Below are 25,527 nucleotides of genomic sequence, written 5' to 3'. Positions count from 1 at the left end.
GGTGTCAACTCGACACGCTTTTCGTCGAGTTGACACCCCTTCCTGACTGTGGCTCGCTCTTGGTGCGGCTCGTGATGGGACCCCACCGCCAACGCAAGCAAACTACGAAACAGGCAGCCGCTCAAAGCAACAGGCGTGCCATCTACCTGCCCACGGCGCTGGCCCCCTGATCAGATTGCCGGGGTCTGGGGCAGAGCCCCAGGGAAAGCACGCAATGCAACCTGGCCGCCCTCAAGGTGACCACCGTCTTAGCTCGCCCACGCACAGGTCGCCCCACGCCAGGCCAGCCCACCGCAATGGTCGCCCCACGCCAGGTCAGCCCCACACAACGGCCAGCCCACCCAACAACCAGCCGCCCTAAAGGCAACCCACCCAACCGCCCACCCACCCCCGGGACAAACGAAAGCGGGGCGGAGGAATCCCCCGCCCCGCTCCCAAAACCAACCCTCAGTGAGCCTCACCCAGGTAAGCGTCACGCACCCGCTGATCGGCCAGGAGCGAATGCCCAGGACCGTCCAAAGTGGTCTTGCCGAGGTCGATCACATACCCGTGATCCGACAACGCCAACGCGGCCAGCGCGTTCTGCTCCACCAGCAAAATGGTGGTGCCCAACGACTGCAGCTCCTTGATGGTGTCGAAGATCTTCTGCGTCATGATCGGCGAGAGACCCATCGAGGGCTCATCGAGCATCAGCAGACGGGGCTTCGACATCATCGCGCGGCCGATGGCGAGCATCTGCTGCTCACCACCGGAGAAGAGTCCGGCCTTGTTGTTCCGGCGCTCGCCGAGCACGGGGAACAGGTCGTACACGCGCTGGATGTCTGCCTCGACACCGTCGTCCTTGCGGACGTAGGCGCCGAGCTGCAGGTTCTCCTCCACGGTCATCCGCGGGAAGAGCCGGCGGCCCTCGGGGCAGTGCGCGATGCCCTCACCGAGGATCGCGTGCGCCGGATCGTTGTGGATTTCCTTGCCCTGGAACCGGATGGAGCCGGACGTCGGCCGCAACAGACCCGAGATGGTGCGCAGGGTCGTGGTCTTGCCCGCACCGTTCGAGCCGATCAGCGAGACGATCTGGCCGGCCTCGACGGTGAACGAGATGTCGCGGACGGCCTCGATCGCGCCGTAGGACACGGAGAGGTTGCGGACTTCGAGCAGCGCGGTCATGCCTGCTCCTCCTCAGCAGCAGCGGCGGCCTCGACTTCGCTCGCGACTTCCTCCGGGGGCTTGCCGAGGTACGCCTCGACCACCCGCGGATCCGCCCGCACGACCTCGGGGCTGCCCTCGACGAGCAGCTCGCCCTGCACGAGCACGGAGACCGAGTCGCACAGACCGAAGATGAACTTGATGTCGTGCTCGATGACCACGACGGAGACACCCGTCTCGCGGATGCGGAAGATCAGCTGCTGCGTCGCTTCCGTCTCCTGCGGGTTCATGCCCGCGGTGGGCTCGTCCAGCAGCAGCACTGCCGGATCCGTCGCCAACGCGCGCGCGATCTCCAGACGGCGCTGGTCGCCGTACGGGAGGTTGCGCGAGAGCTCGTCGTCGACGTTGTTCAGGCCGACGAACGCGAGCAGCTCCCGCGACCGCTCGCGAGCGGCCTTCTCACCGCGCTGGTAGGCCGGCCCGTGGAACAGCGAGGCCAGCGGGCCCTGCTTCATCCGGACGTGGCGGCCGACCATGACGTTCTCCAGCACGGACATGCTGGGGAACAGGCGGATGTTCTGGAACGTGCGGGCCACGCCCGCCTCCGTCACCTTCGCCGGGTCACCGGGCAGGATGTTGCCCTTGAGCAACACCTCGCCGGTGGTCGGCGTGTACAGACCCGTCAGGCAGTTGAAGAAGGTGGTCTTCCCCGCGCCGTTCGGACCGATCAGGCCGACGATCTTGCCTTCTTCGAGCGTCAGGGTGACGCCCTTCAACGCTTTGAGGCCACCGAAGACCATCGAGACGTCACGCGCCTCCAACACCGGCGTGCTCATGCCTTCTTCGCCTCCACATGCGCCTCTTCGGCGTTCTCGTCGGCGCGTTCGACCATCTCAGCGCGCCTGTGCGCATCGGGGATCAGGCCGACCGGCCGGAACCGCATGATCAGGATCAGCGCGAGGCCGAAGATCATGAGGCGGTAGTCCTCGAAGTCGCGGAGCTTCTCGGGCAGCACGAACAGCAGCGCGGCACCGAGAACGGCACCGGGGATCGACCCCATGCCGCCGAGGATGACCGCCGCGAGCAGCGTGACCGACTCGAGGAACTTGAACGACTCATACGACACGGTGCCGTTCTTGTGCGCGAACACCGCGCCCGCGAGACCCGCGAGCATGGCACCGATGAGGAACGCGAGGATCTTCATCTTGCCGGTGCGGATGCCCATCGCGCGGGCAGCGTCCTCGTCCTCGCGGATCGCGATCCAGGCACGGCCGATGCGGCTGAACTTGAGGTTCGCGAACACCGCCATCGTCGCCGCGACGAGCAGCACGATGAGGACGTAGTACAGGACACCGGCGGGCAGCTTCACCGCGCCGATCGTGAACGACTTGTTGAACTCGGCACCGAACAACGACAGCGCCGGGATGCCCGGGATGGCGTTGGAGCCGTTGGTGAAGCCACCGATGTCGTTCTGCGCGGAGCGGGTGAAGATCTCACCGAACGCCAGCGTCACGATCGCGAGGTAGTCACCGCGGACCCGCAGCGTCGGCGAACCGACGATGGCGCCGAAGATGCCGGCCACGACGGCCGCGATGACGGCGGCGACGGGGAACGGCAGGTCGAAGCCGAAGTACGCGGTCGCGGCACCGGAGAAGTTCGCTGCCACGAGGGCACCGATGCCCATGAACGCCACGTACCCGAGGTCGAGCAGACCCGCGAGACCGACGACGATGTTCAGGCCGATCGCGGTGGCGGCGTAGATGCCGATGTTCGCCGCGACCGTCATCCAGTACTCGTTGCCCGCCTCGGTGAACGGCAGCAGCAGCGCGCACGCCGCCAGCACGATCACGCTGAACACGCGGTGCTGCTCGGACAGGGCCGAGATCCAGCGGACGAACCCGACGCCGCTCAGCGCGCCGAGCAGACCGCCGGCGAAACCGAGGAACGACAGGAAGATCGCGCCCGCGTACGGGTTCGCCGAGCCGACGCCACCGGTGGTCAGCATCGCGGCGACGGCGTAGAGCACCGCGCCGAACGACACCAGCAGCACCAGGTACGCGACCGGGGTGGAGACCTTGAACTTCCACTCGCCCACCGGCGTGATGCCGATGCCGTAGCCCGCGAGGATCGCCAGCACACCCGCGACGAGTCCGACCACGCCGCCGAACGCGGTGGCTCCGTCGACGGCCGTGATGGCGCCGAGGCCACCACCCTTGACCGTGATGTAGATGGCGTTGACGAACGAGACGATCGTGAGGCCCCAGCCGAGGGCCCGGACGACCCGGCCCTTGGACGGAACCGGTGCGAACGCCGCGACCAGGATGAGGACACCGAGCAGCAGGACGTGCCAGCGGAAGCCCGTGACGGCGAACGGCGCGTCGAAGAACTGCAGCGTGGACTTGTCCGGCCAGTTGCCGTCGTTGAGGCTGAACGTGACCCACGGCAGGAGCGCCGCGACGATGCCGAGCACACCACCGGCAACCGCGAACGGCTTGCCGAGCGGCGCGAGCGGAGACGGCTTGCCAGCAGTCGTGTCGACCGTACTCATGCGCGCACCCTTTCCGGCTCGCCGAACAGACCCTGCGGGCGGAAGACGAGCACGAGGATCAGCACGACGAAGATCCAGACGTAGTCGTACTGGGTGCCACCCGGCATGTACTGACCGGCGATGGTCTTGATCAGACCGATGATGAACGCGCCGATGACCGCGCCGCGGATGCTGCCGACGCCGCCCAGGACGGCCGCCGTGAAGGCGAAGATGCCGTTCTGGAAGCCCATGTCGATGTTGATGTTGTTCAGGTAGCCGCCGAACATGATGCCGGCGACACCGGCGAGCACGGCGCCGATGATGAACGTCAGCACGATCACGCGGTCGGGGTTGACGCCCATGAGCTTGGCGGTGTCGGGGTCCTGTGCGGTCGCACGCATCGCGCGGCCCATGCGGGACCGGTTGATGTAGGTCTGCAGGATGACCGCGAGACCGACCGAGAGGGCGACGAGCAGGATGCCGGTCCACGAGATGTTGACCGAGCCGATCGTCAGGTTGCCCTCGGGGAAGACCTTCGGGTACGGCAGGTTGGACTTCGCGTTCGGGTAGAAGACGCGGACAGCCTCCTGCAGGAACACGGACACGCCGAGCGCTGTGATGAGCGGTGCCAGCCGGGGTGCGTTGCGCAGCGGCCGGTAGGCGAACCGTTCCATGATCACGGCGACGAGGACCGCCACCACGATGCCGCCGACGAACATGAGCGGCAGGGCCACGGCGGGCGACTTCTTGAGGTCGTCAGGAAGAAGCGTGAACGTGGCGAGGCCTCCGTACGAGGCCACCATGAAAACCTCGCCGTGGGCGAAGTTGATCAGCTGGATGATGCCGTACACCATCGTGTACCCGAGGGCGATCAGGGCGATCAACGCGCCCTGAATGACCCCGTTGGCCAGCTGTTGGAACAGGACTGACACGACTACCTCCGTAGACGGCGGGGGCGAGCAAAGAACGCCCGCCCCCGCCGTGGCTTCAATCAGTGTTTAGGTAGTCGATCAGCCGGTGAAGGTGCCGGTCTGAACGTCCTTCCACTTGGCCGAGGTGACCTGGTAGACGGTGAGCACCTTGTTCGTGCTGTCGCCGTACTGGTCGAACTTGACCTCACCGGTGGCACCGGAGCCGCTGTACTTGCCCACGTTCTGCAGCATGGCGTCACGCTTCGACTCGTCCCAGGCAGCGCCGTCGACGGTCGCGGCCAGGGCACCGATGATGGCGTTCGCGGCGTCGTAGGAGAACGCACCGTAGGCGGCGTAGTCCTCCTTGCCGAACTTCGCCTTGTAAGCGTCGACGAAGGCCTTGGCCGTGGCCAGGGACTCGGTCGGGGCACCGACGGAGGTGGCGAGGTCGCCCTCCTTGCCGCCGAGCTCGATGTACTTGCCGTCGAAGATGCCGTCGCCGCCCATCAGCGGAACGTCGAGGCCGTTGTCCTTCATCTGCTTGGACAGCGGACCGGCGACGGGGTACTCACCGCCGTAGTAGACGGCCTCCGGGCCGAGGGCCTTGATCTTGGCGATGACGCCGGAGAAGTCGGTGTCCTTCTCGCCGACCTTCTCGGAGCCGACGATCGTGCCACCCTTCTTGGCGACCTGCTTCTGCAGCTCCGCCGCGAGGCCCTCACCGTAGGTCTTGCCGTCGGTGATGATGGCGATCTTCTTCTTGCCGGCCTTCTCGACGAGGTAGTTGGCCGCGTACGGGCCCTGCAGGTCGTCGGTGGTGCAGACGCGGAAGTAGTTGTCGAACTGCCGCTTCGGGGCCGTCAGGAAGTCGTTGCCCCTGGTGAGCGACGGGTTCGTGTTGGCGGGCGACACCTGGGGGATCTTCTTGTCCCGCAGGATCGGCTGGACCGTCTGGGCGACCGACGAGTTCAGCGTGCCGACGACACCGACGACGTTCGGGTCGGTCGACAGCTTCGTGGCGGCCTGGGCACCCTTGGCGGGGTTGGCCTCGTCGTCCTGGGCGGACACCGTCAGCTTGTAGCCCTTGACCGTGCACTTCTTGTTCGCCTCGTCCACGGCGAGCTCGGCGGACTGCTTGATGCCGACGCCGAGAGCGGACAGGTTCCCGGACAACGGGGCGACAACACCGACGGTCAGAGTGCCCTTCGACGTGTCGCAGCTGCCCCCGTTGTTACCGCTGCCCTCATCCTTGTTCGAGCCACAGGCTGCAAGAACAAGCAGTGAGGCACCGACGATCGCTGCGGACTTCACAGAGTGCTTACGCACGTGATGTCCCTCCTCTATCCCTGCTCCCGGCCACGCGAGATCTCCGCGCGCCGCTCCATCACCCTCTCCTGAGGGATGGCCGGAACCTAGGCGATGACTGTGACCGCAGTCATCAAAGCCAATGGGCTCGTGACCATAACGCAACGCGGCGTTATGTTTCACTTAAGCAATCTCACAGACTGTAACCTTCGTTCACTCTTTGGACGGCTGCCATAACGTGGACGTATGACTCCGCGTCGCCGAGTGATCACGGCGGTCGGCATCGTCGCGATCATCGTCGCGGCGGTGCTGGTTCTGCGCGCTACCGATGATGCCTCGAATAAGCCCAGTTCAGAGGCCGTTCGCTTAACTAAGTACACAGCAGATTTCGTCAAGGTTTCGTCGCCGCCGGCGCGACCCGGCCCTCCGTCCACCGTTTGGAGCAGCGACGGCCGGGTCCAATGGGCTCCCGTGGACGGCGCGGCCGGCTACGAGGTCGGCGGAAAACTCGTCGTGGCGCCCGAGGTCGCGGGGGCCGGCCGGCCCGAGGTGCGCGCGGTGGACGCGTTCGGCCAGCGATCTTCCCCGGTCAGGGCGGAGGAGCGGCCGGGTGACGACGGTTGGCGCCGAACGATCGACGGATGGCTCGACGACTTCGACGACCCGTTCCTCGAACGCCGCTACCACCTGAGCGGGCGACGCGGGTGCGTCAACCCCGGTTCGGGTTCCGGTGGCCGCCTGGTGCTCGACATGCCGTGCGGCAACGACACGGCCGTGTTGCGCGCACGGACGCCGATGAAGCTCGACGAGTCGGGCGAACTGGGCCGGGTCGTCGTGGTGACGGACGCGGCCGGGCCGCACGGGAGGCTCGTGCTCGACCTGGTCCCCGGAACCCCTGATCGACTCGGACCCATACCTCCTGCTGATGCGATTCGTGTGGTCGTGGACGACTCCGTGGCCCCCAAAACGCGGGGAGCAGGCGTTCTGCATCGATTCGAAGCGGTGCTGACAGATAACGATGTGCGCGTCATGCAAGATGGCGCTCTGATCGCGACGCTGCCGGTCGTGCCGAAGTGGCGTGAGGCGACCGTACTGGTCAGCGTTACCCCGCCGGTGAGCTATCCCGGACGTGTGGAGATCGACGCCTTGGGCTTCACGGGCGGCCGTCAGCCCGTGGCCGAGGTGACCGAGACACAGGTCGTGGCGGGGACGTTGCGCGTGCTCGAGCCCGACGAGGAGGCGCCGAGCATCGGCATAGCGCGCGCACCGTTGCGTGCGGCACCTTCAGCGCGGTTGCGGACGACGGTGCGGTTCGGCGACGGCGGTGACCCGAACGGCCTGGTCGCCCAGCTCGGACCGGCGAGGGTGCCGTTGCGGCCGGAGGTGAGCGGCTGGTCAACGGCGGCGGACAGCGAGTTGACACTCGTCGGGGACGTGCCCGCCGAGCTCCTCGGGGAGGCCGGGACGAACGCGCTGACGCCGTTCGTGCTGCGGATGCCCGGTGCGTCGCAGGCCCAGGTGCTGGAGAGCTACCTGGAGGTGCCGGGCCGGTCGCCGGCGAAGCTGGAGAACGCCCCGCCCGAGCCGCCGTCCGTTTTGCCCGTCATGACCGCTGAGTTCACCGCTAAGGGCCCGAACGACGCGACACTGGTGGTCACCCTCGACGCGGCCCACGCACGCTCTGTGGCGCCGATAGCGGGCTTCGAGGTGTACGTCGACAACTCTCTCGCGGCGACCGTACCGATGCCCGGTGGCGTAGGTGGGCGGCACGAGCTGCTGATCGAGCTGAAGGGCAGCCACAACGTCGAAGTCCGCCTGCGCCCCGAGGATCCGGGGCGGCAGACGGACTCCGTGTTGCTCGAACTCAGCAGAAGCTGACTCAGCCGAAGTTCTCGATGACAGCCTCTGCGACGGCCTTCATCGTCGTGCGGCGGTCCATGGCGGTGCGCTGCACCCAGCGGAACGCCTCGGGCTCGCTCAGACCCTGCTTGGTCATGAGAATGCCCTTGGCGCGCTCCACGACCTTGCGGGTCTCCAGTCGCTCGGTGAGCCCGGCGACCTCCTGCTCCAGCGCGGCCAGCTCGTTGAACCGGCTCATCGCCAGCTCGATCGCGGGCACCAGGTCCCGCTTCTGGAACGGCTTGACCAGGTAGGCCATCGCACCCGCGTCACGGGCGCGCTCGACCAGGTCGCGCTGGCTGAACGCGGTGAGGATCACGACCGGCGCGATCCGGTTGCCCGCGATGTGCTGCGCCGCCTCGATCCCGTCGACCTTGGGCATCTTGACGTCCAGGATCACCAGGTCGGGGTCGAGTTCGGTCGCGAGCTTGATGGCCTCTTCACCATCTGCGGCCTCGCCCGCCACGTCGTAGCCCTCTTCGCGCAACATCTCCACGAGGTCGAGACGGATCAGCGCCTCGTCCTCGGCGACGAGCACGCGAGGGGCCTTGCGCGTGGCTTCGGACTGGGCCTCGGCAGCCTGCTGGGTCACCGGGGTCCTCCTGACGATCGTTCTTGCGGGCGAAAGCGCAGTCTAGCGGTGGTCAGGCCGCTGATCGGGCTCACCGGCCGTGACGGCAGACACGAACTCCTCAGGCCACGGATAGGTCCGCAGGCCTTCCTCGACGTCCTCGGTCGGCGCGTCGAGGCGGCGCAGCACGATCTGCCGGGTGGTCCCGAAGTCCGGGTGGCCGAGGCCGTGCCGGATCTCGTTCTCGGACGGGCCACCGGCCCACTCGGCGAACCAGGCCCCGCCCATCGGGAGTGCGCGCAACCAGCTGGCTTCATGCCACAGGTGTACCCGGCGCAGCAGGGCGCTCCCAGTGGCCGGTTCCGCGATCTCGTCGTCGTTGCCGCCGCCGTCGGTGTACTCGACGCCGCGGTGCTCGTGCATCCAGCGCACGTACCGCATGCCCAGCTCCCAGACCTGCTCGTCGACCCCGGCGAGCACCACACCGGCGTCACCGGTCGTCAGCTCGGCGGACCTGCGGTACTGCCGGTGCTCGAGACCCGCGACGCCCATGCCGAACCCGCCCTCGGTGCGCGGCAGCAGTTCGAACAGCAGCGGGCCGAGAGCCCTGGCGTTCAGGTGCAGCCTCAGCGTCTCCCCCGGTTCCACCGTCCGGAACGCGTGGGCGGGCCGGATGATGCTCGCGGGCGGCATCAGCTGGAGCATGCTCGCGGCGGTGCAGCCCGCGACCAGCACCTTGGCCTCCAACCGGCGCTGGGCCTCGGTAGTGGCGTCGGGCAGTGGCGCGTCCCCGTCGCGGACGGCCGGAACCGCCTGGGACAGGTTCTCGCCCGTGTAGGTGCGCCGGAGATCGGCGAGCTGGTCCGTCGTGGACAGACGTGCCATGACAGCAGTCCTCGTTTCCGCCGCCCGGCTCGGCCGACAAGGACGCATGTGCACGCGTCTACGTGGTCGGGTTCGCTTCAGCGAGCAGGAGTTGCTGAACACTGCGGCGGAGAATGCCACTCGGTGCCGGGGAGTGGCTCCAGCCTCACGTCTGCTCGGACGCCACTGACCACGGTACCGGACCGGCGCACCCGATTTTCCCGGCTAGTCGGCGCCCACGATCAGCTTGTACCTCACGTCGACGTCCCTGCCGCTCGCGGAGCCGCGGATCAGGAGCTCGTGCTCACCGGAGGTCGGCGCGGGGATCCACGCGTAGAGACCGCAGCCGACGGAGTTGATCCGACCGGCCGACGTGCCGTACGGGTTGCCCGCGCGCGCCTCGTAGGTGAACGGCGTGGCGGACACCTTGGTGAGCGCCTGCGTCGACCCGTCCATCAGCACCTCGCCCTGCGCGCTCTTCATGAACGTCTCGCAGGAGGCGACGTCGCTCGCGAGGTTCACGACGGGCGCGAGCAAAGGTTTGGAGGCGGGGACCCGGCACTGCCGTTCGACCGGGCCCTCGCCGAGCGATACGGCGAGCAGCCAGACCTCGACGGGCTGGTCGCGCATGCAGAAGCGCCCGGAGGTGTCGGACACCGGATTGCTGCCGGACGGCTGGGAGGCCCAGGTCCACCAGCGGGCCTGGAAGTCGGCGGGCGCCAACTTGTCCGAAGTGGACGATGGGGAGGTGGGGGGTTGTGCCGCCATTTGCGCGTTTCCGCCACAACCGGCGAGCAGAACAACCAAGAACAGCAGGACAATCCTCACTGGTTCTCGCGTCCCTTGCGTCGTTGTTCCTCCGCGCGCTCACGACAGCGGCGCAGGAACTCCTGATCGTCGTCAGCATGAGTGGCCGCGAACCGTCCCGGCCGGTCGTACTCGGGAAAAGCGGGTGCGACTCGTTCGTGCGCCCCGAATCGCGCGCGTCCGGTCCCCACCGGACGGCCCGCGACGAACCAGGCGATCGAGCCCACCAACGGGAACAGCAGGACCAGGAGAAGCCACATCATCTTCGGCAGGTTCCGCACGGAGCCCTCGTCGGTCGTGATCACGTCGACGACCGCGAAGATCGTCACACCTAGCATCACCACTCCGAACAGCCCACCGAAGTACAGCATCTCCACCCCCAGGTCGCGCGGTCGCCGCACATATTGGCACAAGAGCCACTCCGGGAACACAGTTCACTCGTCAATCACTTCGCCACCAATTCACGAGGCCGTGAATCCATCGAAACAAAAGCCTCATCGACGGCATCCCGCCCCGTGCGGCCATCAGGCCCACCACTGCTGCCCGCCGACCCGAGCAACCAATTCGCCCCACAGGAGGAAAAGGAGCAACAACGGGCCGCAATTCCGAACTCCAGCCCGTCGCACCGAATTGCCCTTGCGCGATTCGAACGACGTTTCGCGCACCGGAACGTTCACACCGTCCCAGTTGGACTGGACCGCTTGAACGACATCGCGGCCGAGCAGTTCCGCGCCTGAGGCTGAGCACCAGATCTGCTGCACGGCCGTTGCCCGCTCCGTAAGCGGGCCTTAGCGTCAGACGCATGTCTCAGGGTGCCGAAAGCTTGCTGGACGTGCTGGCCGCGCACGACGTCGAGGTGGTGTTCGGACTGCCCGGCGTGCACAACCTCGCCATCTGGGAGGCGTTGCAGCAGCACCCAGGCATCCGCATGATCGGCGTGCGTCACGAGCAGACGGCGGTCTACGCGGCAGACGGCTACGCAAGGGCCACCGGCAAGCTGGGCGTGGCGATCGTGACCACCGGTCCCGGCGCGGCGAACACGCTGGGCGCCACCGGCGAGGCGTGGGCGTCCGGCAGCCCGGTGCTCGTGATCGCCACGGACATCCCTTCGACGCTGCGGCGGCCCGGCGTCCACCGCGGCGTGCTCCACGAGACGCGTGACCAGAGGGCGATGTTCATCCCGGTCACCAAGGCGTCGTTCGACGTTCCCTCCGCTGTGGACGTGGCGGCGTGCGCGGACAAGGCCGTGCAGCAGGCCCTCCAAAGCCCGCACGGCCCGGTCTACCTGGGCATCCCAACGGACTTCCTCTCCGCCGAGGCCCCGCGTCACACCGTCACGAAGATCGAGCCCGCGCACTCGGTCGTCGACCTGACCGAAGCCGAGCGCCTCATCGCCGCGGCGGTACGGCCGTTGATCTGGGCCGGCGGCGGCGCGGCACGGTCGGGTGCTGGAGATGCCATCAGCGCGTTGGCCTCGAAGCTCCAGGCACCGATCGTCACGACGTACGGCGCACGCGGCCTGACGAACAGCCCTCTCGTCGTGCGGGGCCCAGTGCACGCACCGCCCGTGGGCAAGCTGTGGGACGAAGCCGACCTCGTGATCGGCATCGGCACGGACTTCGACGGCATGATGACCCAGAACTGGTTGCAGCCGAAGCCACCCGCCCTGCTCGCCGTCAACATCGACAAGGCGGAGGCGAACAAGAACTACCCTGCGGACGTCACGCTGGAAGGTGACGCCGCCACCGTCACCGCCGCCCTCGCCGCCAAGGCGGGCACCAAGCAGGCCTCCGTCGACGTCGAAGCCGTCAACGCCGAGGTGCGCGCACTGGCCGAAGCCGACTCGCCCGAAGCCATGAAGCTGTTGCGGGCGTTGGAAGGCACCGACGCCACGATCGTCGCGGACATGTGCATCCCCGGCTACTGGATCGGCGGCTTCCACCACGTCACCAAGCCGCGCGGCCTCGCGTACCCGGTCGGCTGGGGCACGCTCGGCTTCGGCTTCCCGGCGGCCATCGGCGCCGCCGTCGAACACCGCACGATCGCGGTGGTGGGCGACGGAGGGTTCCTCTTCGCGTGCGGCGACCTAGCCACGCTCAAGCAGGAAGGCCTGCCGCTCACCATCGTGCTCGTCGACGACGGCGGCTACGGCATGCTCCGCTACGACCAGCGGATCGCCGGCCACGCCATCAGCGGCGTGGACCTGACCCGCCCGGACTTCGCCAAGCTCGCCGAGAGCTTCGGCATCCCCGCCGTCACGCTGGACGGCTTCGACGGCCTCGCGGACGCACTGGCGGCCGCCTCCGGGCCGAACATGATCGTCGTCGAGGCACACCTCGACCCGCCGGTCACCACGTCCCCGCGCTGGTACCGCAAAAACGCCACCTGATCAGGCATCTCCTGGGTACCTTCCCGTCCATGGGACGTGGCCTGGGGATCGTGCTCATCGTGCAGGCGGCCGTGCTGACCGCGTTGTCCGGCCGTTACGGCTTCCACCGCGACGAGCTCTACTTCATCGCGGCGAGCAAACGTCCCGACTGGGGCTACGTGGACCAGCCCCCGATCACGCCGATCCTCGCGCGCCTGACGACAGCGGTGTTCGGCGAGACCCCGACGGGCCTGCGCGTGACGGCAACACTCCTCGCGCTCGCCATCACCGTCATGGTCGCCCTGACGGCGAAAGAACTGGGCGGCGGCACCACGTTCGCGGCCGCCGCCTCCGCGACATCGACGTTCGTCCTGGCCGTGAGCCACATGCTCTCCACCGCCACCATCGACCTGCTGATCTGGGTCCTCATCGGCTACTTCGCCGTCAGGCTCCTGAAATCCGGCGACGGCCGCTGGTGGCCGGCCCTCGGCGCCACGGCAGGCGTCGGGCTCGCCAACAAGTGGCTCCTGCTGTTGCTGCTGGCAGCCCTGGCGATCGCACTCCTGGCCGTGGGCCCGCGCACCGTCCTGCGCACCTGGTGGCTCCTCGCCGGCGTGGCGGTGTGCGCGGTGCTCGCGGCCCCGGTGGTCGTCTGGCAGGCGCTGCACGACTTCCCGTTGCTCACCGTGGCCCGCGGCATCAGCGAGGACGACGGCGCCGAGAACCGCATCATGTTCGTGCCGATGCAGCTCCTGATGCTGTCCCCGCTCCTCGTCCCGGTGTGGCTGCTCGGCCTCCGAAACCTCTGGCGCGACAGGACCTTCCGCTCGATCGCACTCGCCTACCCGATCCTCTGCGTCCTGTGCCTCATCGCCGGTGGCAAGCCCTACTACGCGGTGCCGCTGCTGCTGGTCCTGATGGCAGCAGGCGCACGCCAGTCCCAAGAATGGTTGCAACGCAACAAGAAACTGGGCGGCGTCCTCGTGGCCTTGAGCGTCGCACCGGCCGTGGTCGGCTCTCTGCCGATCCTCCCGCCCAGCGCCCTGGGCCCGGTGATCGCCATCAACCCGGAACAGGGCGAACAGGTCGGCTGGCCAGAACTCGCCGCGACCGTCCAGAACGCCTGGCAGGACAACGACCGCCCCGTCGTCCTCACCCGCAACTACGGCCAGGCCGGCGCGATCGAGGCCTACACCGAGATCCCCGCGTACTCGGGCCACATGTCGTTCTACGACTGGGGACCTCCCCAGGCCACCAGCCCGACGGTCCTGCTGGTCGGGTTCCGCCAGCCGCCGTTCAACGACTGCAAGGTCGTCGCCACGCACCACAACCCCGTGGAGAACGAAGAAGACGGCACGGAGATAAAGCTGTGCACGGCTCCAACGGAACCATGGGATTCCTTCTGGCCGAAGCTCCGCCACTACTACTGAACAACACCGGCCACTTAGGACATTGGAGCAGCTCCACCACGAACCCCTCTTCGGCTGAATTCCCCCGAACCTGGTGGAATCACTGGTGATGTGGCTCTAGCTTCATTCCATGCCAAAGAGAGACTCCACGGTCCGAGGGCGGGAGTTCGGCGCGGGCATACGCGCGGCCCTCGAGAAGGCGGGCCTGAGCGGACGTCACGCCGCCAACCTCGCGGGCTGGGACCCGGCCAAGCTGTCCGACCTGCTGAACGGCAAGGGAGGCATCAACGAGCACGACCTCATCCGGCTGCTGGGCGTCTGCCGCACCCCGATCGAGGAGTCCGACCACCTGCTGGCGGTGTTCCGCGAGGCGGACCGATCGGGCTGGCTCCAGGTGCACGGCGAGAGGTCCCCCGGCTGGCCACGCACCCTGGGCGACAACGAGAAGGTCGCCACCGAGGTGATCTGCTGGAGCATTCACCTCATCCCCGGCCTGCTCCAGCTACCGGACTACCTGCGCGCGCTGATCGCGGGAAACCCGAACTCCCCCGCGAAGGAAGCCGACGAACGCGTCGCCACCAGAAGCGCACGCCAGCAACAGCTGATCAGCCGGCGTTGCGCGATGACTTTCTACATCCACGAACAAGCGCTGCACCTTCCCATCGGGAACGCCGAACTGATGTCGGATCAGCTGGATCACCTGATGACCATGGGCGTCCGCCCGTACATCACCTACCGGATAGTGCCCACGTCCGCCGGAGCACATGCAGGCACAGCGGGTTCCTTCACCTTCATGAAGTTCGACAAGCTGGAGCCCGTCGTCTTCATCGACGCCGAGAACCACGGTGTCTACCTGGACGACAAGGCCTCCATCGACGCCTACTCGCGCATCCTCAAGGCACTCGATCAGACCGCGCTGAGCGTGGAAGAATCGAAGGAGTTGATCGCCAGCATCATCTCCTGAGGAGCCGATCGCGATGACCGAATGGCGCAAGAGCAGCTATAGCCCCAACGGCACCGACTGCGTGGAGATCGGCCACCGCGTCGGCGTACGCGACAGCAAGGCTCCGGCCACCCACATCGCCCTCGGCCCAGACGCGTGGACCGCGTTCCTCACCGCGGCGAAGGCTGACAAACTCACCCGGTGACCCGATCCTGGCCAGAGAAGCAAGCCCACGACGAAGGCGTCCTGGCCTGGGAGTTCCTGGACTTCCTCCGCAAGACCGCCGTCCTGAAGGTCGAAGGCCTCACCCGAGACCAGGCCGCCACGGCCCCGATCGCCACGTCCCCGAAGCTGACACCTCTCGGTCTCCTCAAGCACCTGACGGCCGTCGAACGGTACTGGCTGTGCATCGCGGGCGCGGGCCTGGACCTCCCGTCGCTCTGGCAAGGCGACCCGGACCCGTCCTGGAACCTCGAAGAAGACGACACCCCGGCATCGCTCATCCAGGCCTACCGCGAGGAATGGGCGAACGCCGAAGCGCTGAAGAAGCTGGCCCTCGACGCCACGGCGGCGGACGGCGAGCGCACCGTGCGGTGGATCCTGGCCCACGTCGCGCAGGAGACCGCACGCCACGTCGGCCATCTCGACCTGCTCCGCGAACTCGCGGACGGCCAGACCGGCGAATAGAGCTCAGCCGGTGCGCGCCCGCCACCGGTCACGATGCGAACGCCACCCAGAACACGAGAATGCGCTCCACGAAGAACGTGAGCAGGCGGGACCGGCTCCGATCGCGCTCAGTACCGCAACGTCACAGTCCGGACCTCAGGCTTCGTCCGGCCAGGGCGGCGCCAGTGGCATCAGCGTTGCTCGGGAACACAAGAGACGGGCGCGCAGCGTTGGGCGTACAAGTGCGGCGGCTGCCTGTTCGAGCACGGTGAACCCAGCTCCGGATCCCAGCCAGCGCCCCGCCGCCGCTGAGTTCCCCCGTCCCCCGTCATGGCTGATTTATGTAGCCGCCCACGGTGTTTCGGCAAACCTCCTGGAGTGCGTTCACCGCGTCCTGAAGCAGCGGGTTGGTGTTCGCAGTGCGGTGGACAACGTGCACGTGCCTCCGCAAAGGCTTGTGGCGCAACGGCATCGCGTGTGCGCCCGACAGCTCCTTGTAGCCGAGGGCCGGGACCAGTGCGACGCCGACACCGGCCGCCACCAGCGATTGCACCACCTCGTAGTCGTTGCTTCGGAACGCGATCCTGGGCGCGAAACCCGCCGCCGCGCACAACCGCGTCAGGCACGTCGCGCCGGCGGTCCCGTCGCGCGAGGCGATCCAGCGTTCGTCTTTCAGGTCTTCGAGTCTGACGTTGTTCTTCGCGGCGGGATGACCGGTCGGCACCATGACCAGGAGCGCTTCGTCCAGCAACGGGAGCACGGTCAGCTCTTCCGGCCACGTGCGCGGGACGAGGTCGTAGGCGTAGACCAGCGCCAGGTCGAGCTCGCCGGTCAGCACGAGCGGCAGCACGTCGTCCGGCTCTGCCTCGTCGAGACGGATCTCGGCGCCCGGCAGGTCCGCCTGCAGCCTCGCCAGGGCCTTCGGCACGACCCGCGAGCTCGCCGTGGGGAACGTGCCGATCCGCAGGCGCCCGCGCAGGCCCTGCACCATCGCCTTCACCTCGTGCTCGAACCCGTCGAACGCCGCGAGCAGCTCGCCGCCCCGGTCGGCGATGAGCAGGGCGGCACTGGCCGGCCTGATCGAGTGCGCCTCCCGTTCGAAGAGCGTCACGCCGACCGCCCGCTCGAACGCCGAGATCTGCTGCGACACGGCCGACGACGTGTAGCCGAGACGGCGGGCGGCCTCGGCGAAGGAACCCGTCTTCACGACCTCGACGAGCGTGCGGAGATGGACCGGGTTGAGCACCAGGTCAGCTTATGCTCGACGTCGCGAGGTTTCATTCTGCGACCTCTGGCGCATCCACCCCCGAGCTACCAGGGTGGAGGTATGCCCTACATCTCCACGAACCCGTCGAACACCTCCGACGTGGTCGCCGAGATCGAGCTCGGGACCAGCAGCGCCTTCGTCGACGCGGCCCAGCGGGCCAAGGCGGCCCAACGCGCGTGGGCACGGGTGCCCGCGCCCGTGCGCGGCCAGGTCATCGGCAACATCGGCCGCCTGGTCGAGGCGAACTTCGAACCCCTCTCCCAGCTCGTGACCCGCGAGATCGGCAAGCCGATCGCGGAGGCCCGCGGCGAGGTCCAGGAGATCGTCGACACCGCGAACTTCTTCGTCGGCGAGGGCAGGCGCCTCTACGGGCAGACGGTCCCCTCGGAGATGGCGGACAAGCAGCTCTTCACGTTCCGCAACCCGGTCGGCGTCGCGGCGATCATCACCGCCGGCAACTTCCCGGTCGCCGTGCCGTCCTGGTACATCATCCCCGCGCTGCTGTGCGGCAACTCGGTCGTCTGGAAGCCCGCCGAGTACTCCGCCGCGTCGGCACAGGCCTTCTACGACGTGTTCCAGGCCGCCGGCATCCCCGACGGCGTGTTCGAGATCGTCTTCGCCGACGGCTCGGAGACGTTCGCCGGCCTCGAGCAGTCGCTGCGGCAGGGCCTCGTCGACAAGGTCGGCTTCACCGGGTCCACCGAGGTCGGTGCGCGCATCGGCGAGCTGTGCGGACGCCACCTCCAGACGCCGTGCCTGGAACTGGGCGGCAAGAACCCGATGGTCGTCACCGAGGACGCGGACCTCGACCTGGCCGTGCAGGGCGCGTTGTTCGCCGGCTTCGGTTCCGCGGGCCAGCGCTGCACCTCGCTCGGCACGGCGATCGTGCACGAGTCGGTGTACGACGAGTTCCTGACCCGGTTCGTCGAGGCCGTCGGCGGCGCCACCGTGGGCGACCCGACCGGCGAAGTCCTCTATGGACCGTTGCTGGACGAGAAGTTCGCTCTGGCGTACGAGAAGTACCTAGGCTGGATCGGCGAGCACCACACGGTGCACGGCCCGACCGGCCGGATCTCGGCCACCAGTCCCCGCGACGGCTTCACTGGTGAGAACGGCTTCTTCTACCACCCCGCGATCGTTTCCGGTGTGCGCGACGACGACGAACTGTTCCTGCAGGAGACGTTCGGCCCGATCGTCGGTGTCATGAGGTACTCGGACCTGGACGAGGCGATCGAGCTCGGCAACAAGCCGGGCTACGGCCTCTCCTGCTCGATCTACACCACGGACCCGAACAAGGCCTTCCGGTTCCGCGCCGGCATCTCCGCCGGGATGGTCAGCGTCAACAACTCGACGTCCGGGGCCGAGGCGCACCTGCCGTTCGGCGGCAACGGCAAGAGCGGCAACGGCTCCCGGCAGTCGGGCGTGTGGGTGCTCGACCAGTTCACCCGCTGGCAGTCCATGAACTGGGACTACTCCGGGAAGCTGCAGAAAGCGCAGATGGACACGCTCGCGATCGAGGCGAACCTTGACTACCGCCTCGCCTGAGCTGCCCGCTCAGGCAGAGGTCGTCGTCATCGGCGGCGGGGTGATCGGCACATCCATCGCCTTCCACCTCGCCGAGGCAGGAGTCCGGGACGTCGTGGTCGTGGAGAGGGATGACCTGGGGTCCGGCTCCACCTGCAAGGCAGCGGGTGGAGTGCGCGCCCAGTTCTCCGACGAACTGAACATCAGGCTCGGAGCTCGCTCGCTCGAACTGTTCCAGCGCTTTCCGCAGCGCCCCGGGCAGGAGATCGATCTGCACCAGGTCGGCTACCTCTTCCTCCTTTCCTCTCGGGAACACGTCACGGCGTTCGAGCGCAACGTCGATCTCCAGAACTCCCTCGGCGTGCGCAGTCGCATGCTGACTGTCGAGGAGGCTCGGCGGATCTCGCCGCTGATCGAAACGGACGGTCTGCTCGCGGCGACCTACTCGCCCGACGACGGACACTGCACGCCTGAGTCCGTCGTGCTCGGCTATGCCACCGCGGCCCGCCGGTTCGGGGTCCGCTTCCACACCAGAACAACCGTGAGATCGATCGTAGGGACGGGGTCCGACAGTTTTCGCGTCGAAACCGACCGCGGGACGGTTTCGGCGGGGACTCTGGTCTGCGCGGCGGGTGCCTGGTCGCGGGAGATCGGCGAGATGGTGGGCGTTGACCTGCCGGTTTCCCCGTTGCGACGGCAGATCATGTTCACCGAACCCATGCCGGAGCTACACGATCGGGTGACTCCCTTCACCATCGACTTCGGCAGCACCTTCTACTTCCACCGCGAGGGGCCGGGACTGCTGTTCGGCATGTCCGATCCCGACGAGACGCCGGGTTTCAAGCTGGACATGTCCGACGCGTGGCTGCCCAGGCTCACCGAGGCGATCGGCAGGCGTGCGCCGAGGCTGCTGGACGTGGGCGTGCGCGACGGCTGGGCCGGGCTCTACGAGGTGACTCCGGACCACAACGCGCTGATCGGCTCGGCGGGAAGGTTCTTCTACGCCACGGGTTTCTCGGGACACGGCTTCCTGCAGGGCCCTGCGGTCGGCGAGGTCGTGCGCGACCTCGTGCTCGGCCGCGAGCCCTTCGTCGACGTGTCCGGTCTGGACACCTCCCGCTTCGCCGCCGACCAGGCGCGGCCGGAACTCAACTGCGTGTGAGGAATGTGATGGACGTTCTCGAACTCATGGACGAGTGGGGGCCGGAGAAGGTCGTCTGCGTGTCCGACCGGCGCACCGGCATGAAGGGTGTGCTCGTCATCGACAACACCGCACGCGGCATGGGCAAGGGCGGCACGCGGATGAGCCCGCACGTGACGGTCGCGGAGATCGCCCGTCTCGCGCGCGTGATGACGTGGAAGTGGGCCGGCGTCGACCTGTTCTTCGGCGGCGCCAAGGCCGGGATCGTGTTCGATCCTTCCTCTCCTGACAAGGAAGCGGCGCTGCGGGCGTTCGCGCGCAAGCTCTCCAACGAGGTGCCGCGCGAGTACGTGCTCGGACTCGACATGGGCCTCACCGAGCGGGATGCCGCGATCGTCCAGGACGAACTGTCGGACCGCGGCGCTATGATGGGCGCACCGGCTCAACTCGGCGGTCTTCCGTACGACGAGCTGGGCGTCACCGGGTACGGCGTGGCCGAGGTGGCGGACGAGTTGGTGGAGCTGCGCGGCAGACGCGTGGCCATACAAGGTTTCGGCGCGGTCGGTGCCGCGGCAGCGAAGCGGTTCACCGAACTGGGCGCCGTCGTCGTCGCCGTGTCGTCGGTGCACGGGGCGCTGGTGGATGCCGGCGGCTTGGACGTCGCCCGGCTGCTGAAGCTGCGAGCCGAGTTCGGCGATCTCGCGGTGCGGCAGTACGGCGAGGTGCGCGCACTCGGTGCCGAGCTCAGGGTGCCGTGCGACGTGCTCGTGCCGGCCGCTCTGCAGGACGTGATCGACGCGGATCTCGCGGGCGAGCTCGACACCACCCTGGTGGTCGAGGGCGCGAACCTGCCGACTTCCGTTGCGGCGCAGGAGGTTCTTGCGCGGCGCGGGATCACGGTGGTGCCGGACTTCATCGCGAACGCCGGCGGCGTGGTCGCGGCGGCGTTCGGGATGGACGCGCGGTACTCACCGTTCCCGGTCGACCCCGCGACGGTGCTGGACGCAGTGTCCTCGAAGCTGAGGGCGAACGCGGCGAACATCATCGCCGAGGCGCGGAGCCGTGGCACCACAACACATGGGGCGGCGCGCGAGCTGGCGCAGGAACGTGTGCTGGCCGCGATGAAGCTGCGAGGGCGGGTCGCGTGAGCACGCCCGCGGGTGTGGTGGTCGCGGACCGCGACGGCAGGCCCGGCATGACGCAGGCGGCAGGAACGCGTGCAACGGCACGGCAGGACAGAGCGCAGGAGGCGTGCGGAAGCGGGGTGATCGCGGACTTCGTTGGCAGGCAAGCGGTCGCGTGCGCAACCGCACCGCCGGTGACGACGGCGCCGCGCACAACGCCGGTGGCGCGTACGACGACGCGGGCATCAACGGCGCCGCATCCAGCGGTGACGTCGCGCGCAACGACACAGCGGAGGCAGGTCGCATGAGCTCCCTCGAAGGCGTGGTGATCGCGGACTTCAGCCGGGTGCTGGCGGCGCCGTACGCGACGATGATGCTGGGTGACCTCGGTGCCGAGGTGGTCAAGGTCGAGCTGCCCGGCCGGGGCGACGAGACCCGCACGTGGGGTCCGCCGCACTACGAGGACGAGGCGACGTACTTCCTGTCCGTCAACAGGAACAAGACGTCGGTGCAGATCGACCTGTCGACCGAGGCGGGGCGGGAGGAGGCGCGTGAGCTGATCGCGCGGGCGGACGTCGTGGTCGAGAACTTCAAGCCCGGCACGATGAAGAAGTTCGGGCTGGACTACGAGTCGCTGGGGCGTGACGACCTCGTCTACTGCTCGATCTCGGGGTTCGGTTCGGGCAAGGGCGCGGACCTCGCCGGGTACGACCTGCTCGTGCAGGCCGTGGGCGGGTTGATGAGCGTGACCGGGCCCGGTCCGTACGAGCCGGTGAAGACGGGGGTGGCGCTGGTCGACGTGCTGACCGGCTTGCACGCGTGCGTCGGCATTCTGGCGGCGTTGCGGCACCGGGACGCCACGGGGCTGGGGCAGCTCGTCGAGCTGGACCTGCTGACGGTGTTGTTGTCGAGCATGGTGAACCAGAGCGCGGGGTTCACGCTGGCGGGTTCGGTGCCGAAGCCGATGGGCAACCGGCATCCGTCGATCGCGCCGTACGAGGTGTTCCCGACGGTGGACCAGCCGATCGTGCTCGCGGTGGGCAACGACCGGCAGTTCCGCCGGCTGTGCTCGGTGCTGGACGTGCCGGAGCTGGCCACGGACCCGCGGTTCGTCACGAACCGCGATCGCGTGGAGAACGTGGACGAGCTGTTCGAGCTGCTCTCGGCGAGGTTGCGGGCGCGGCCCGCGCAGCACTGGTTCGAGACGCTGACGCCGCTGGGCGTGCCGTGCGGCCCTGTCAACGATGTCGCGCACGCGTTCGCGCTGGCCGAGTCGCTGGACCTCGATCCCACCGCGACGATCGGCGACATGACGCTCGTCGCGAACCCCATCCGCCTGTCGCGCACGCCGGTGTCGTACCGGCTGCGCCCGCCGAAGCTGGAGCAGTGACGTGCAGGACCCGTTGGAGCTGCTGGACATCCCTTCGTTGCTGAGCGACGAGGAGCGCGACATCCAGGCCACCGTCGCGGCCTACCTGACCGACCACGTCCGGCCGCACGTGGCTTCGTGGTTCGAGGCGGGCATCCTGCCTCGCGAGCTGGCGCAGGAGCTGGGCAAGCTCGGTGTGCTGGGCATGCACCTGGAGGGGTACGGGTGTGCCGGGACGTCGGCGCTCGCGTACGGGCTCGCGTGCCTGGAGCTGGAGGCCGTGGACAGCGGCATCCGCAGCTTCGTGTCCGTGCAGGGGTCGCTGTCGATGTACTCGATCTGGAAGTACGGCTCGGAGGAGCAGAAGCAGGAGTGGCTGCCGCGTCTGGCCGCCGGTGAGGCGATCGGGTGCTTCGGGCTGACCGAGCCGGACTTCGGCTCGAACCCGTCCGGCATGCGCACGCGGGCCGTGCGCGACGGCGCGGACTGGATCCTGAACGGCACCAAGATGTGGATCACGAACGGTGGTCTCGCGGACGTGGCGACGGTGTGGGCGCGGACAGAGGAGGGAATTCGCGGATTCCTCGTTCCTCGCGGCACGCCGGGATTCTCGACGCGTGACATCAAGCAGAAGCTCTCGATGCGAGCATCCGTCACTTCTGAGTTGGTCCTGGAGGACGTGCGGCTGCCGGAAAGCGCGCGGCTGCCGCTCGCGACTTCCTTGCGCGCTCCGCTCACATGTCTGAACGAGGCGCGGTTCGGCATCGTGTTCGGTGCTGTCGGTGCCGCGCGGGATTCCTTGCAGGCGGCGCTCGACTACTCCGGAACGCGTATCCAGTTCGACCAGCCGATCGCCTCCTTCCAGCTCACCCAGCGCAAGCTCGCGAGCATGACGGTGCAGGTCAGCAACGCGATGTTGCTGGCGTTGCACCTCGCGAGACTGAAGGAGGCCGGCACGCTCAAGCCCGAGCAGATCAGCGTCGGCAAGTACAACAACGTCGAGTCGGCCATCGCGATCGCGCGGGAAAGCCGAACCGTCCTCGGCGCGAACGGCATCTCGCTCGAGTACTCGCCCTTGCGTCACGCCAACAACCTGGAATCCGTACTTACTTATGAGGGTACTTCCGACATCCACCTGCTATCCATCGGCCACGCGTTGACCGGAATCGCCGCATTCCGTTGATCGTTCGCCCTATCCTGCACTCCGCAACGGGGTTCGCGGGTGGGAGGACGTTCTGCCGGAGGAGACAAACAGCCGCAGTGACGCGCGTCGCAACCGCAAGCGATTGCTGGATGCCGCGACGCACGTGCTGCGGGCTGAACCAGCAACGGCGACGATGCAGTCGATCGCGCGCAAGGCGGCGCTTTCCCAAGCGACGGCGTATCGGCACTTTCCGTCCGTGGAGGCGCTCGTGGTGGCCTATCACGAAGATGTCATCGCTTCGTTGGTCGAGCACGGCGAACGGTCTCGCAAGACCGGTAAAGAACTGTTCGAGCACCAGGCCGCGCGCTGGGTGAAGCTGCAGAACGTGCACGGGCCCGTGATAGTGCGGTTCTCGTCGCAGCGCGGGATTCTCGACCGGCTGCACAACTCCGAGGGGATGGCGGCGCTGACGTGCGGCGCGTGGGACCAGGCGTTGCGCGGCGTGCTGATCGACCTGGCGCTGCCCGACGCTCTGCTGAACGCGGCGCGGTTCCTGCACAACGCGTTGTTCGACCCTCGGGAGATCCTCGACCTGACAAAAACCGCCGGACTCCCTGACGAGCAGGTGGTCCGGCGGCTCTCGGACGCGTTCTACGGCGCGTTGAAGGGCTGGGCCTCGTCCTAGATGCCGAGCGGGAGCACCCACTTCAGCTCGGACTTGACGTTCGGGCGGCCGTCGAGCGGGTTCTCCCCCGCGATGCCACCGGCCGCGATCTTGTCCAGGGTCTTCAGGCCCTCGGGCAGGATCTGGCCGAACACGGTGTAGTTGGGGCGCAGGATCGAGTCCGACTGCACGAGGAAGAACTGCGAGCCGTTCGTGTCCGGGCCGGCGTTCGCCATGGCGAGCGTGCCGCGCGGGTAGATGCGGCGCTGGCCGGTCGGGTCGTTCGGCGCGGGCTGCAGGTCCGTGGGCAGTTCGTCCTTGTACTTGTAGCCGGGGCCGCCCTCACCCGTGTTGGACGGGTCGCCGCACTGCAGCACCTGCAGTGTCGGGTAGGCGGTGAGCCGGTGGCACTCGGTCTGGTTGTAGAACCCGCGGTGCGCCAGGTGGATGAAGCTGTGCGCGGTGCACGCGGCCTTGGTCCGGTCGAGCACCAGCGGGATGTCGCCCTGGTTGGTCTTCACCTTGACCAGCACCTTGCCCTTGGTGAACCACGGGTCGTGCGGGATGGACACCGGACGAGCGGCGGGCTCCTCGGGGGTCGCGGTGTAGCCGCAGTCGGGCCGGGCCGTCCCCACTTCGGCGGACGCGGTGCCCGTCGTGATGAAACCAACGGCCAGCGCCGCCACTGCCAGTCCAGCTGCGATTCGCCTCATGCGCGTTTCCTAGTGGAGCCGGGAGCGGGCAGCAAGGCTTAACGGATCACACGGGTCGCCCAGTTGTCCGTGGACTCGGTGATCTCGTACTCGCACTTCGCCTCCGCGCCGGAGCCCGTGATCTCCTTCTCCAAGCGGAGCCTGCACGTCGCCTGGCCGGTCTGCGGCTCACCTTGAGCGTGATTGTGCCCAGCGCGTTGGCGAGGTGTGCGCGGGGCGGGACTTCTGCCGCAAGACGGTTGTGGGCCCTTACTTTCGGCCGACCAACCGGGTTTCCCAGGCCCAGGCGGCGATCTCGGCGTTCGTCTTGCCTACGGCGGCGAGCTTCACGACGTCGAGCTCGCGTGACGAGAGCTTGTGCGGCTGTTGTGGTGCGGGCGTTTTCATGTGCTGCAACAGCCTGACGGTGATCGACGGACTGATGAGCGCATCGCCCGTGACGGCCGCACAGACCTCGATGTCGGACTCGGCTCCCAGAATCATGCCGAACCCCGTGCGCACCATCGCCTGATCTTCCGCGACGAGAACCCTGATCACGCCGGCCACTTCGAGCGGCAGGGTCGCCGTGTCACCGTGGATCTCCAGGGCGGCCCTGGGTTCGGCGGCGACCAACGGCACGGCCGAGGCCGGTCTGCACGGGGGCGTCGGCGCGCTGATCGGGCTCGCCATCGGCGTTCCCCACGCGTGGCTCGCGATCATCTCGCTCGGCGTCGAGTGGCCCCTGCAGGTGCCACTCGGTCCGTCTGCGTGGTCGTGCCGGCCCTGGCCGCGCTCGCCGCGGGCGCGGGGCTGCTGCCCGCCCGCCGTGCGGCTCGGGTGAGCCCGGTGGCAGCACTTCACTCGATCCAGCGACGTGTACCGGATCCGAGACGGGGTACCCGAACTGCATAGGGAGGTAATGCAGTCATGGGATTCGACGAGTTGAAGAACAAGGCCAAGGACCTCATCGGCCAGCACGGCGACAAGGTCGACGACGGTGTGGAGCGCGCGGGTCAGTTCGCCGACGAGAAGACCGGCGGCAAGCACAGCGAGCACATCGACAAGGGCGAGGACAAGCTCAAGGAAGGCCTCCGCAACTTCGGCGGCCAGCAACAGCAGTAGCGGAGACCCACTCCCAGTGGGTTCCTGAGGCGGCACAGGCGGCTGGTTCGCGTGTGGGTTACGCCTG

At 67.9% G+C, this 25,527-nt stretch carries 27 protein-coding genes; 14 read left to right on the top strand and 13 right to left on the bottom strand.

Annotated elements, in window-relative coordinates:
- Positions 1 to 447: 447 nt before the first annotated feature.
- The 5 genes from ACWF7A_RS34640 to ACWF7A_RS34620 all read right to left on the bottom strand — a co-directional run bounded on the left by ACWF7A_RS34640 (position 448) and on the right by ACWF7A_RS34620 (position 5,907).
- Positions 448 to 1,164: an ABC transporter ATP-binding protein gene (locus ACWF7A_RS34640; protein WP_452254715.1), complete on the bottom strand. Its 717-nt coding sequence runs from the start codon at positions 1,162 to 1,164 to the stop codon at positions 448 to 450.
- The gene (locus tag ACWF7A_RS34635) at positions 1,161 to 1,979 is read right to left on the bottom strand and encodes an ABC transporter ATP-binding protein (protein ID WP_452254714.1); all 819 of its coding nucleotides are present in this window, start codon (positions 1,977 to 1,979) and stop codon (positions 1,161 to 1,163) included. The genes ACWF7A_RS34640 and ACWF7A_RS34635 overlap by 4 nt, the downstream gene beginning before the upstream one ends.
- Positions 1,976 to 3,691 carry a branched-chain amino acid ABC transporter permease gene (locus tag ACWF7A_RS34630; RefSeq protein WP_452254713.1) on the bottom strand — a complete coding sequence of 572 codons (1,716 nt, stop codon included), beginning with the start codon at positions 3,689 to 3,691 and terminating at the stop codon, positions 1,976 to 1,978. The genes ACWF7A_RS34635 and ACWF7A_RS34630 overlap by 4 nt, the downstream gene beginning before the upstream one ends.
- Positions 3,688 to 4,602: a branched-chain amino acid ABC transporter permease gene (locus ACWF7A_RS34625; RefSeq protein WP_452254712.1), complete on the bottom strand. Its 915-nt coding sequence runs from the start codon at positions 4,600 to 4,602 to the stop codon at positions 3,688 to 3,690. Before ACWF7A_RS34625 ends, ACWF7A_RS34630 begins: the two co-directional genes overlap by 4 nt.
- A gap of 78 nt (positions 4,603 to 4,680) precedes the next feature.
- Positions 4,681 to 5,907: a branched-chain amino acid ABC transporter substrate-binding protein gene (locus ACWF7A_RS34620; RefSeq protein WP_452254711.1), complete on the bottom strand. Its 1,227-nt coding sequence runs from the start codon at positions 5,905 to 5,907 to the stop codon at positions 4,681 to 4,683.
- 450 nt (positions 5,908 to 6,357) lie between these two features.
- On the opposite strand from ACWF7A_RS34620, the gene ACWF7A_RS34615 reads away from it, so the two are divergent.
- Entirely contained in the window at positions 6,358 to 7,764 is a 1,407-nt protein-coding gene (locus tag ACWF7A_RS34615; RefSeq protein WP_452254710.1) for a hypothetical protein, read from the top strand.
- A 1-nt stretch (position 7,765) separates the two neighbouring features.
- On the opposite strand, the gene ACWF7A_RS34610 is transcribed toward ACWF7A_RS34615, so the two are convergent.
- The 5 genes from ACWF7A_RS34610 to ACWF7A_RS34590 form a co-directional block, all read right to left on the bottom strand.
- A complete protein-coding gene (locus ACWF7A_RS34610; RefSeq protein ID WP_452254709.1) occupies positions 7,766 to 8,377 on the bottom strand; it encodes an ANTAR domain-containing response regulator in 612 nt (203 codons plus the stop codon).
- 42 nt (positions 8,378 to 8,419) lie between these two features.
- Positions 8,420 to 9,241: a hypothetical protein gene (locus ACWF7A_RS34605; RefSeq protein ID WP_452254708.1), complete on the bottom strand. Its 822-nt coding sequence runs from the start codon at positions 9,239 to 9,241 to the stop codon at positions 8,420 to 8,422.
- Between the two features lie 204 nt (positions 9,242 to 9,445).
- Positions 9,446 to 9,988 carry a hypothetical protein gene (locus ACWF7A_RS34600; protein WP_452254707.1) on the bottom strand — a complete coding sequence of 181 codons (543 nt, stop codon included), beginning with the start codon at positions 9,986 to 9,988 and terminating at the stop codon, positions 9,446 to 9,448.
- A gap of 56 nt (positions 9,989 to 10,044) precedes the next feature.
- Positions 10,045 to 10,398, bottom strand: coding sequence for a PLDc N-terminal domain-containing protein (locus ACWF7A_RS34595; protein WP_452254724.1), 354 nt, complete (start codon positions 10,396 to 10,398; stop codon positions 10,045 to 10,047).
- A gap of 153 nt (positions 10,399 to 10,551) precedes the next feature.
- On the bottom strand, positions 10,552 to 10,788 hold the full coding sequence (locus ACWF7A_RS34590; RefSeq protein WP_452254706.1) for a hypothetical protein: 237 nt from the start codon (positions 10,786 to 10,788) through the stop codon (positions 10,552 to 10,554).
- 41 nt (positions 10,789 to 10,829) lie between these two features.
- On the opposite strand from ACWF7A_RS34590, the gene ACWF7A_RS34585 reads away from it, so the two are divergent.
- The 5 genes from ACWF7A_RS34585 to ACWF7A_RS34565 all read left to right on the top strand — a co-directional run bounded on the left by ACWF7A_RS34585 (position 10,830) and on the right by ACWF7A_RS34565 (position 15,434).
- Positions 10,830 to 12,416 carry a thiamine pyrophosphate-binding protein gene (locus tag ACWF7A_RS34585; protein WP_452254705.1) on the top strand — a complete coding sequence of 529 codons (1,587 nt, stop codon included), beginning with the start codon at positions 10,830 to 10,832 and terminating at the stop codon, positions 12,414 to 12,416.
- A 29-nt stretch (positions 12,417 to 12,445) separates the two neighbouring features.
- A complete protein-coding gene (locus tag ACWF7A_RS34580; RefSeq protein WP_452254704.1) occupies positions 12,446 to 13,825 on the top strand; it encodes an ArnT family glycosyltransferase in 1,380 nt (459 codons plus the stop codon).
- 109 nt (positions 13,826 to 13,934) lie between these two features.
- Positions 13,935 to 14,768 carry a helix-turn-helix domain-containing protein gene (locus ACWF7A_RS34575; RefSeq protein ID WP_452254703.1) on the top strand — a complete coding sequence of 278 codons (834 nt, stop codon included), beginning with the start codon at positions 13,935 to 13,937 and terminating at the stop codon, positions 14,766 to 14,768.
- A gap of 13 nt (positions 14,769 to 14,781) precedes the next feature.
- Positions 14,782 to 14,952, top strand: coding sequence for a DUF397 domain-containing protein (locus ACWF7A_RS34570; protein WP_452254702.1), 171 nt, complete (start codon positions 14,782 to 14,784; stop codon positions 14,950 to 14,952).
- A complete protein-coding gene (locus ACWF7A_RS34565) occupies positions 14,949 to 15,434 on the top strand; it encodes a DinB family protein (protein WP_452254701.1) in 486 nt (161 codons plus the stop codon). The genes ACWF7A_RS34570 and ACWF7A_RS34565 overlap by 4 nt, the downstream gene beginning before the upstream one ends.
- A 307-nt stretch (positions 15,435 to 15,741) precedes the next feature.
- On the opposite strand, the gene ACWF7A_RS34560 is transcribed toward ACWF7A_RS34565, so the two are convergent.
- Positions 15,742 to 16,659 (bottom strand): LysR family transcriptional regulator, encoded by a 918-nt coding sequence (locus ACWF7A_RS34560; protein WP_452254700.1) that lies wholly within the window; start codon positions 16,657 to 16,659, stop codon positions 15,742 to 15,744.
- 81 nt (positions 16,660 to 16,740) lie between these two features.
- Between ACWF7A_RS34560 and ACWF7A_RS34555 the strand changes: the two genes are divergently transcribed.
- From ACWF7A_RS34555 to ACWF7A_RS34530, 6 genes are all read left to right on the top strand, one after another.
- Positions 16,741 to 18,225, top strand: coding sequence for an aldehyde dehydrogenase family protein (locus tag ACWF7A_RS34555; protein WP_452254699.1), 1,485 nt, complete (start codon positions 16,741 to 16,743; stop codon positions 18,223 to 18,225).
- Entirely contained in the window at positions 18,206 to 19,366 is a 1,161-nt protein-coding gene (locus ACWF7A_RS34550) for an NAD(P)/FAD-dependent oxidoreductase (protein ID WP_452254698.1), read from the top strand. Before ACWF7A_RS34555 ends, ACWF7A_RS34550 begins: the two co-directional genes overlap by 20 nt.
- Positions 19,367 to 19,374: 8 nt before the next feature.
- Positions 19,375 to 20,493: a Glu/Leu/Phe/Val family dehydrogenase gene (locus ACWF7A_RS34545; protein ID WP_452254697.1), complete on the top strand. Its 1,119-nt coding sequence runs from the start codon at positions 19,375 to 19,377 to the stop codon at positions 20,491 to 20,493.
- A gap of 280 nt (positions 20,494 to 20,773) precedes the next feature.
- The gene (locus ACWF7A_RS34540) at positions 20,774 to 21,859 is read left to right on the top strand and encodes a CaiB/BaiF CoA transferase family protein (RefSeq protein WP_452254723.1); all 1,086 of its coding nucleotides are present in this window, start codon (positions 20,774 to 20,776) and stop codon (positions 21,857 to 21,859) included.
- Between the two features lies 1 nt (position 21,860).
- Positions 21,861 to 23,021, top strand: a complete 1,161-nt coding sequence (locus tag ACWF7A_RS34535) for an acyl-CoA dehydrogenase family protein (RefSeq protein ID WP_452254696.1) — start codon at positions 21,861 to 21,863, stop codon at positions 23,019 to 23,021.
- A gap of 103 nt (positions 23,022 to 23,124) precedes the next feature.
- Positions 23,125 to 23,667 carry a TetR/AcrR family transcriptional regulator gene (locus ACWF7A_RS34530; RefSeq protein ID WP_452254695.1) on the top strand — a complete coding sequence of 181 codons (543 nt, stop codon included), beginning with the start codon at positions 23,125 to 23,127 and terminating at the stop codon, positions 23,665 to 23,667.
- Here ACWF7A_RS34530 and ACWF7A_RS34525 read toward each other — a convergent pair.
- Together ACWF7A_RS34525 and ACWF7A_RS34520 are read right to left on the bottom strand one after the other, a co-directional pair.
- Positions 23,664 to 24,359 carry a peptidylprolyl isomerase gene (locus tag ACWF7A_RS34525; protein ID WP_452254694.1) on the bottom strand — a complete coding sequence of 232 codons (696 nt, stop codon included), beginning with the start codon at positions 24,357 to 24,359 and terminating at the stop codon, positions 23,664 to 23,666. The two genes, ACWF7A_RS34530 and ACWF7A_RS34525, sit on opposite strands and share 4 nt — an antisense overlap.
- A 249-nt stretch (positions 24,360 to 24,608) precedes the next feature.
- Entirely contained in the window at positions 24,609 to 24,905 is a 297-nt protein-coding gene (locus ACWF7A_RS34520) for a response regulator transcription factor (RefSeq protein WP_452254693.1), read from the bottom strand.
- A gap of 19 nt (positions 24,906 to 24,924) precedes the next feature.
- Here ACWF7A_RS34520 and ACWF7A_RS34515 point away from each other — a divergent pair, with 19 nt between their 5' ends.
- Both ACWF7A_RS34515 and ACWF7A_RS34510 read left to right on the top strand, forming a co-directional pair.
- Positions 24,925 to 25,179 carry a hypothetical protein gene (locus ACWF7A_RS34515; protein ID WP_452254692.1) on the top strand — a complete coding sequence of 85 codons (255 nt, stop codon included), beginning with the start codon at positions 24,925 to 24,927 and terminating at the stop codon, positions 25,177 to 25,179.
- Positions 25,180 to 25,265: 86 nt separating this feature from the next.
- Positions 25,266 to 25,460: an Rv0909 family putative TA system antitoxin gene (locus tag ACWF7A_RS34510; protein ID WP_439660715.1), complete on the top strand. Its 195-nt coding sequence runs from the start codon at positions 25,266 to 25,268 to the stop codon at positions 25,458 to 25,460.
- Positions 25,461 to 25,527 lie beyond the last annotated feature (67 nt).

The sequence above is a fragment of the Lentzea sp. NPDC055074 genome (assembly GCF_053608005.1).
This window is presented reverse-complemented; position numbering and strand designations above follow the sequence as displayed.

Bases quoted from the DNA above. Each gene is read 5' to 3' on its own strand.
- ACWF7A_RS34640 (WP_452254715.1), bottom strand. From the start codon at position 1,164: ATGACCGCGCTGCTCGAAGTCCGCAACCTCTCCGTGTCCTACGGCGCG.
- ACWF7A_RS34635 (WP_452254714.1), bottom strand. From the start codon at position 1,979: ATGAGCACGCCGGTGTTGGAGGCGCGTGACGTCTCGATGGTCTTCGGT.
- ACWF7A_RS34630 (WP_452254713.1), bottom strand. From the start codon at position 3,691: ATGAGTACGGTCGACACGACTGCTGGCAAGCCGTCTCCGCTCGCGCCG.
- ACWF7A_RS34605 (WP_452254708.1), bottom strand. From the start codon at position 9,241: ATGGCACGTCTGTCCACGACGGACCAGCTCGCCGATCTCCGGCGCACC.
- ACWF7A_RS34600 (WP_452254707.1), bottom strand. From the start codon at position 9,988: ATGGCGGCACAACCCCCCACCTCCCCATCGTCCACTTCGGACAAGTTG.
- ACWF7A_RS34595 (WP_452254724.1), bottom strand. From the start codon at position 10,398: ATGCTGTACTTCGGTGGGCTGTTCGGAGTGGTGATGCTAGGTGTGACG.
- ACWF7A_RS34585 (WP_452254705.1), top strand. From the start codon at position 10,830: ATGTCTCAGGGTGCCGAAAGCTTGCTGGACGTGCTGGCCGCGCACGAC.
- ACWF7A_RS34580 (WP_452254704.1), top strand. From the start codon at position 12,446: ATGGGACGTGGCCTGGGGATCGTGCTCATCGTGCAGGCGGCCGTGCTG.
- ACWF7A_RS34575 (WP_452254703.1), top strand. From the start codon at position 13,935: ATGCCAAAGAGAGACTCCACGGTCCGAGGGCGGGAGTTCGGCGCGGGC.
- ACWF7A_RS34570 (WP_452254702.1), top strand. From the start codon at position 14,782: ATGACCGAATGGCGCAAGAGCAGCTATAGCCCCAACGGCACCGACTGC.
- ACWF7A_RS34555 (WP_452254699.1), top strand. From the start codon at position 16,741: ATGCCCTACATCTCCACGAACCCGTCGAACACCTCCGACGTGGTCGCC.
- ACWF7A_RS34545 (WP_452254697.1), top strand. From the start codon at position 19,375: ATGGACGTTCTCGAACTCATGGACGAGTGGGGGCCGGAGAAGGTCGTC.
- ACWF7A_RS34540 (WP_452254723.1), top strand. From the start codon at position 20,774: ATGAGCTCCCTCGAAGGCGTGGTGATCGCGGACTTCAGCCGGGTGCTG.
- ACWF7A_RS34525 (WP_452254694.1), bottom strand. From the start codon at position 24,359: ATGAGGCGAATCGCAGCTGGACTGGCAGTGGCGGCGCTGGCCGTTGGT.
- ACWF7A_RS34510 (WP_439660715.1), top strand. From the start codon at position 25,266: ATGGGATTCGACGAGTTGAAGAACAAGGCCAAGGACCTCATCGGCCAG.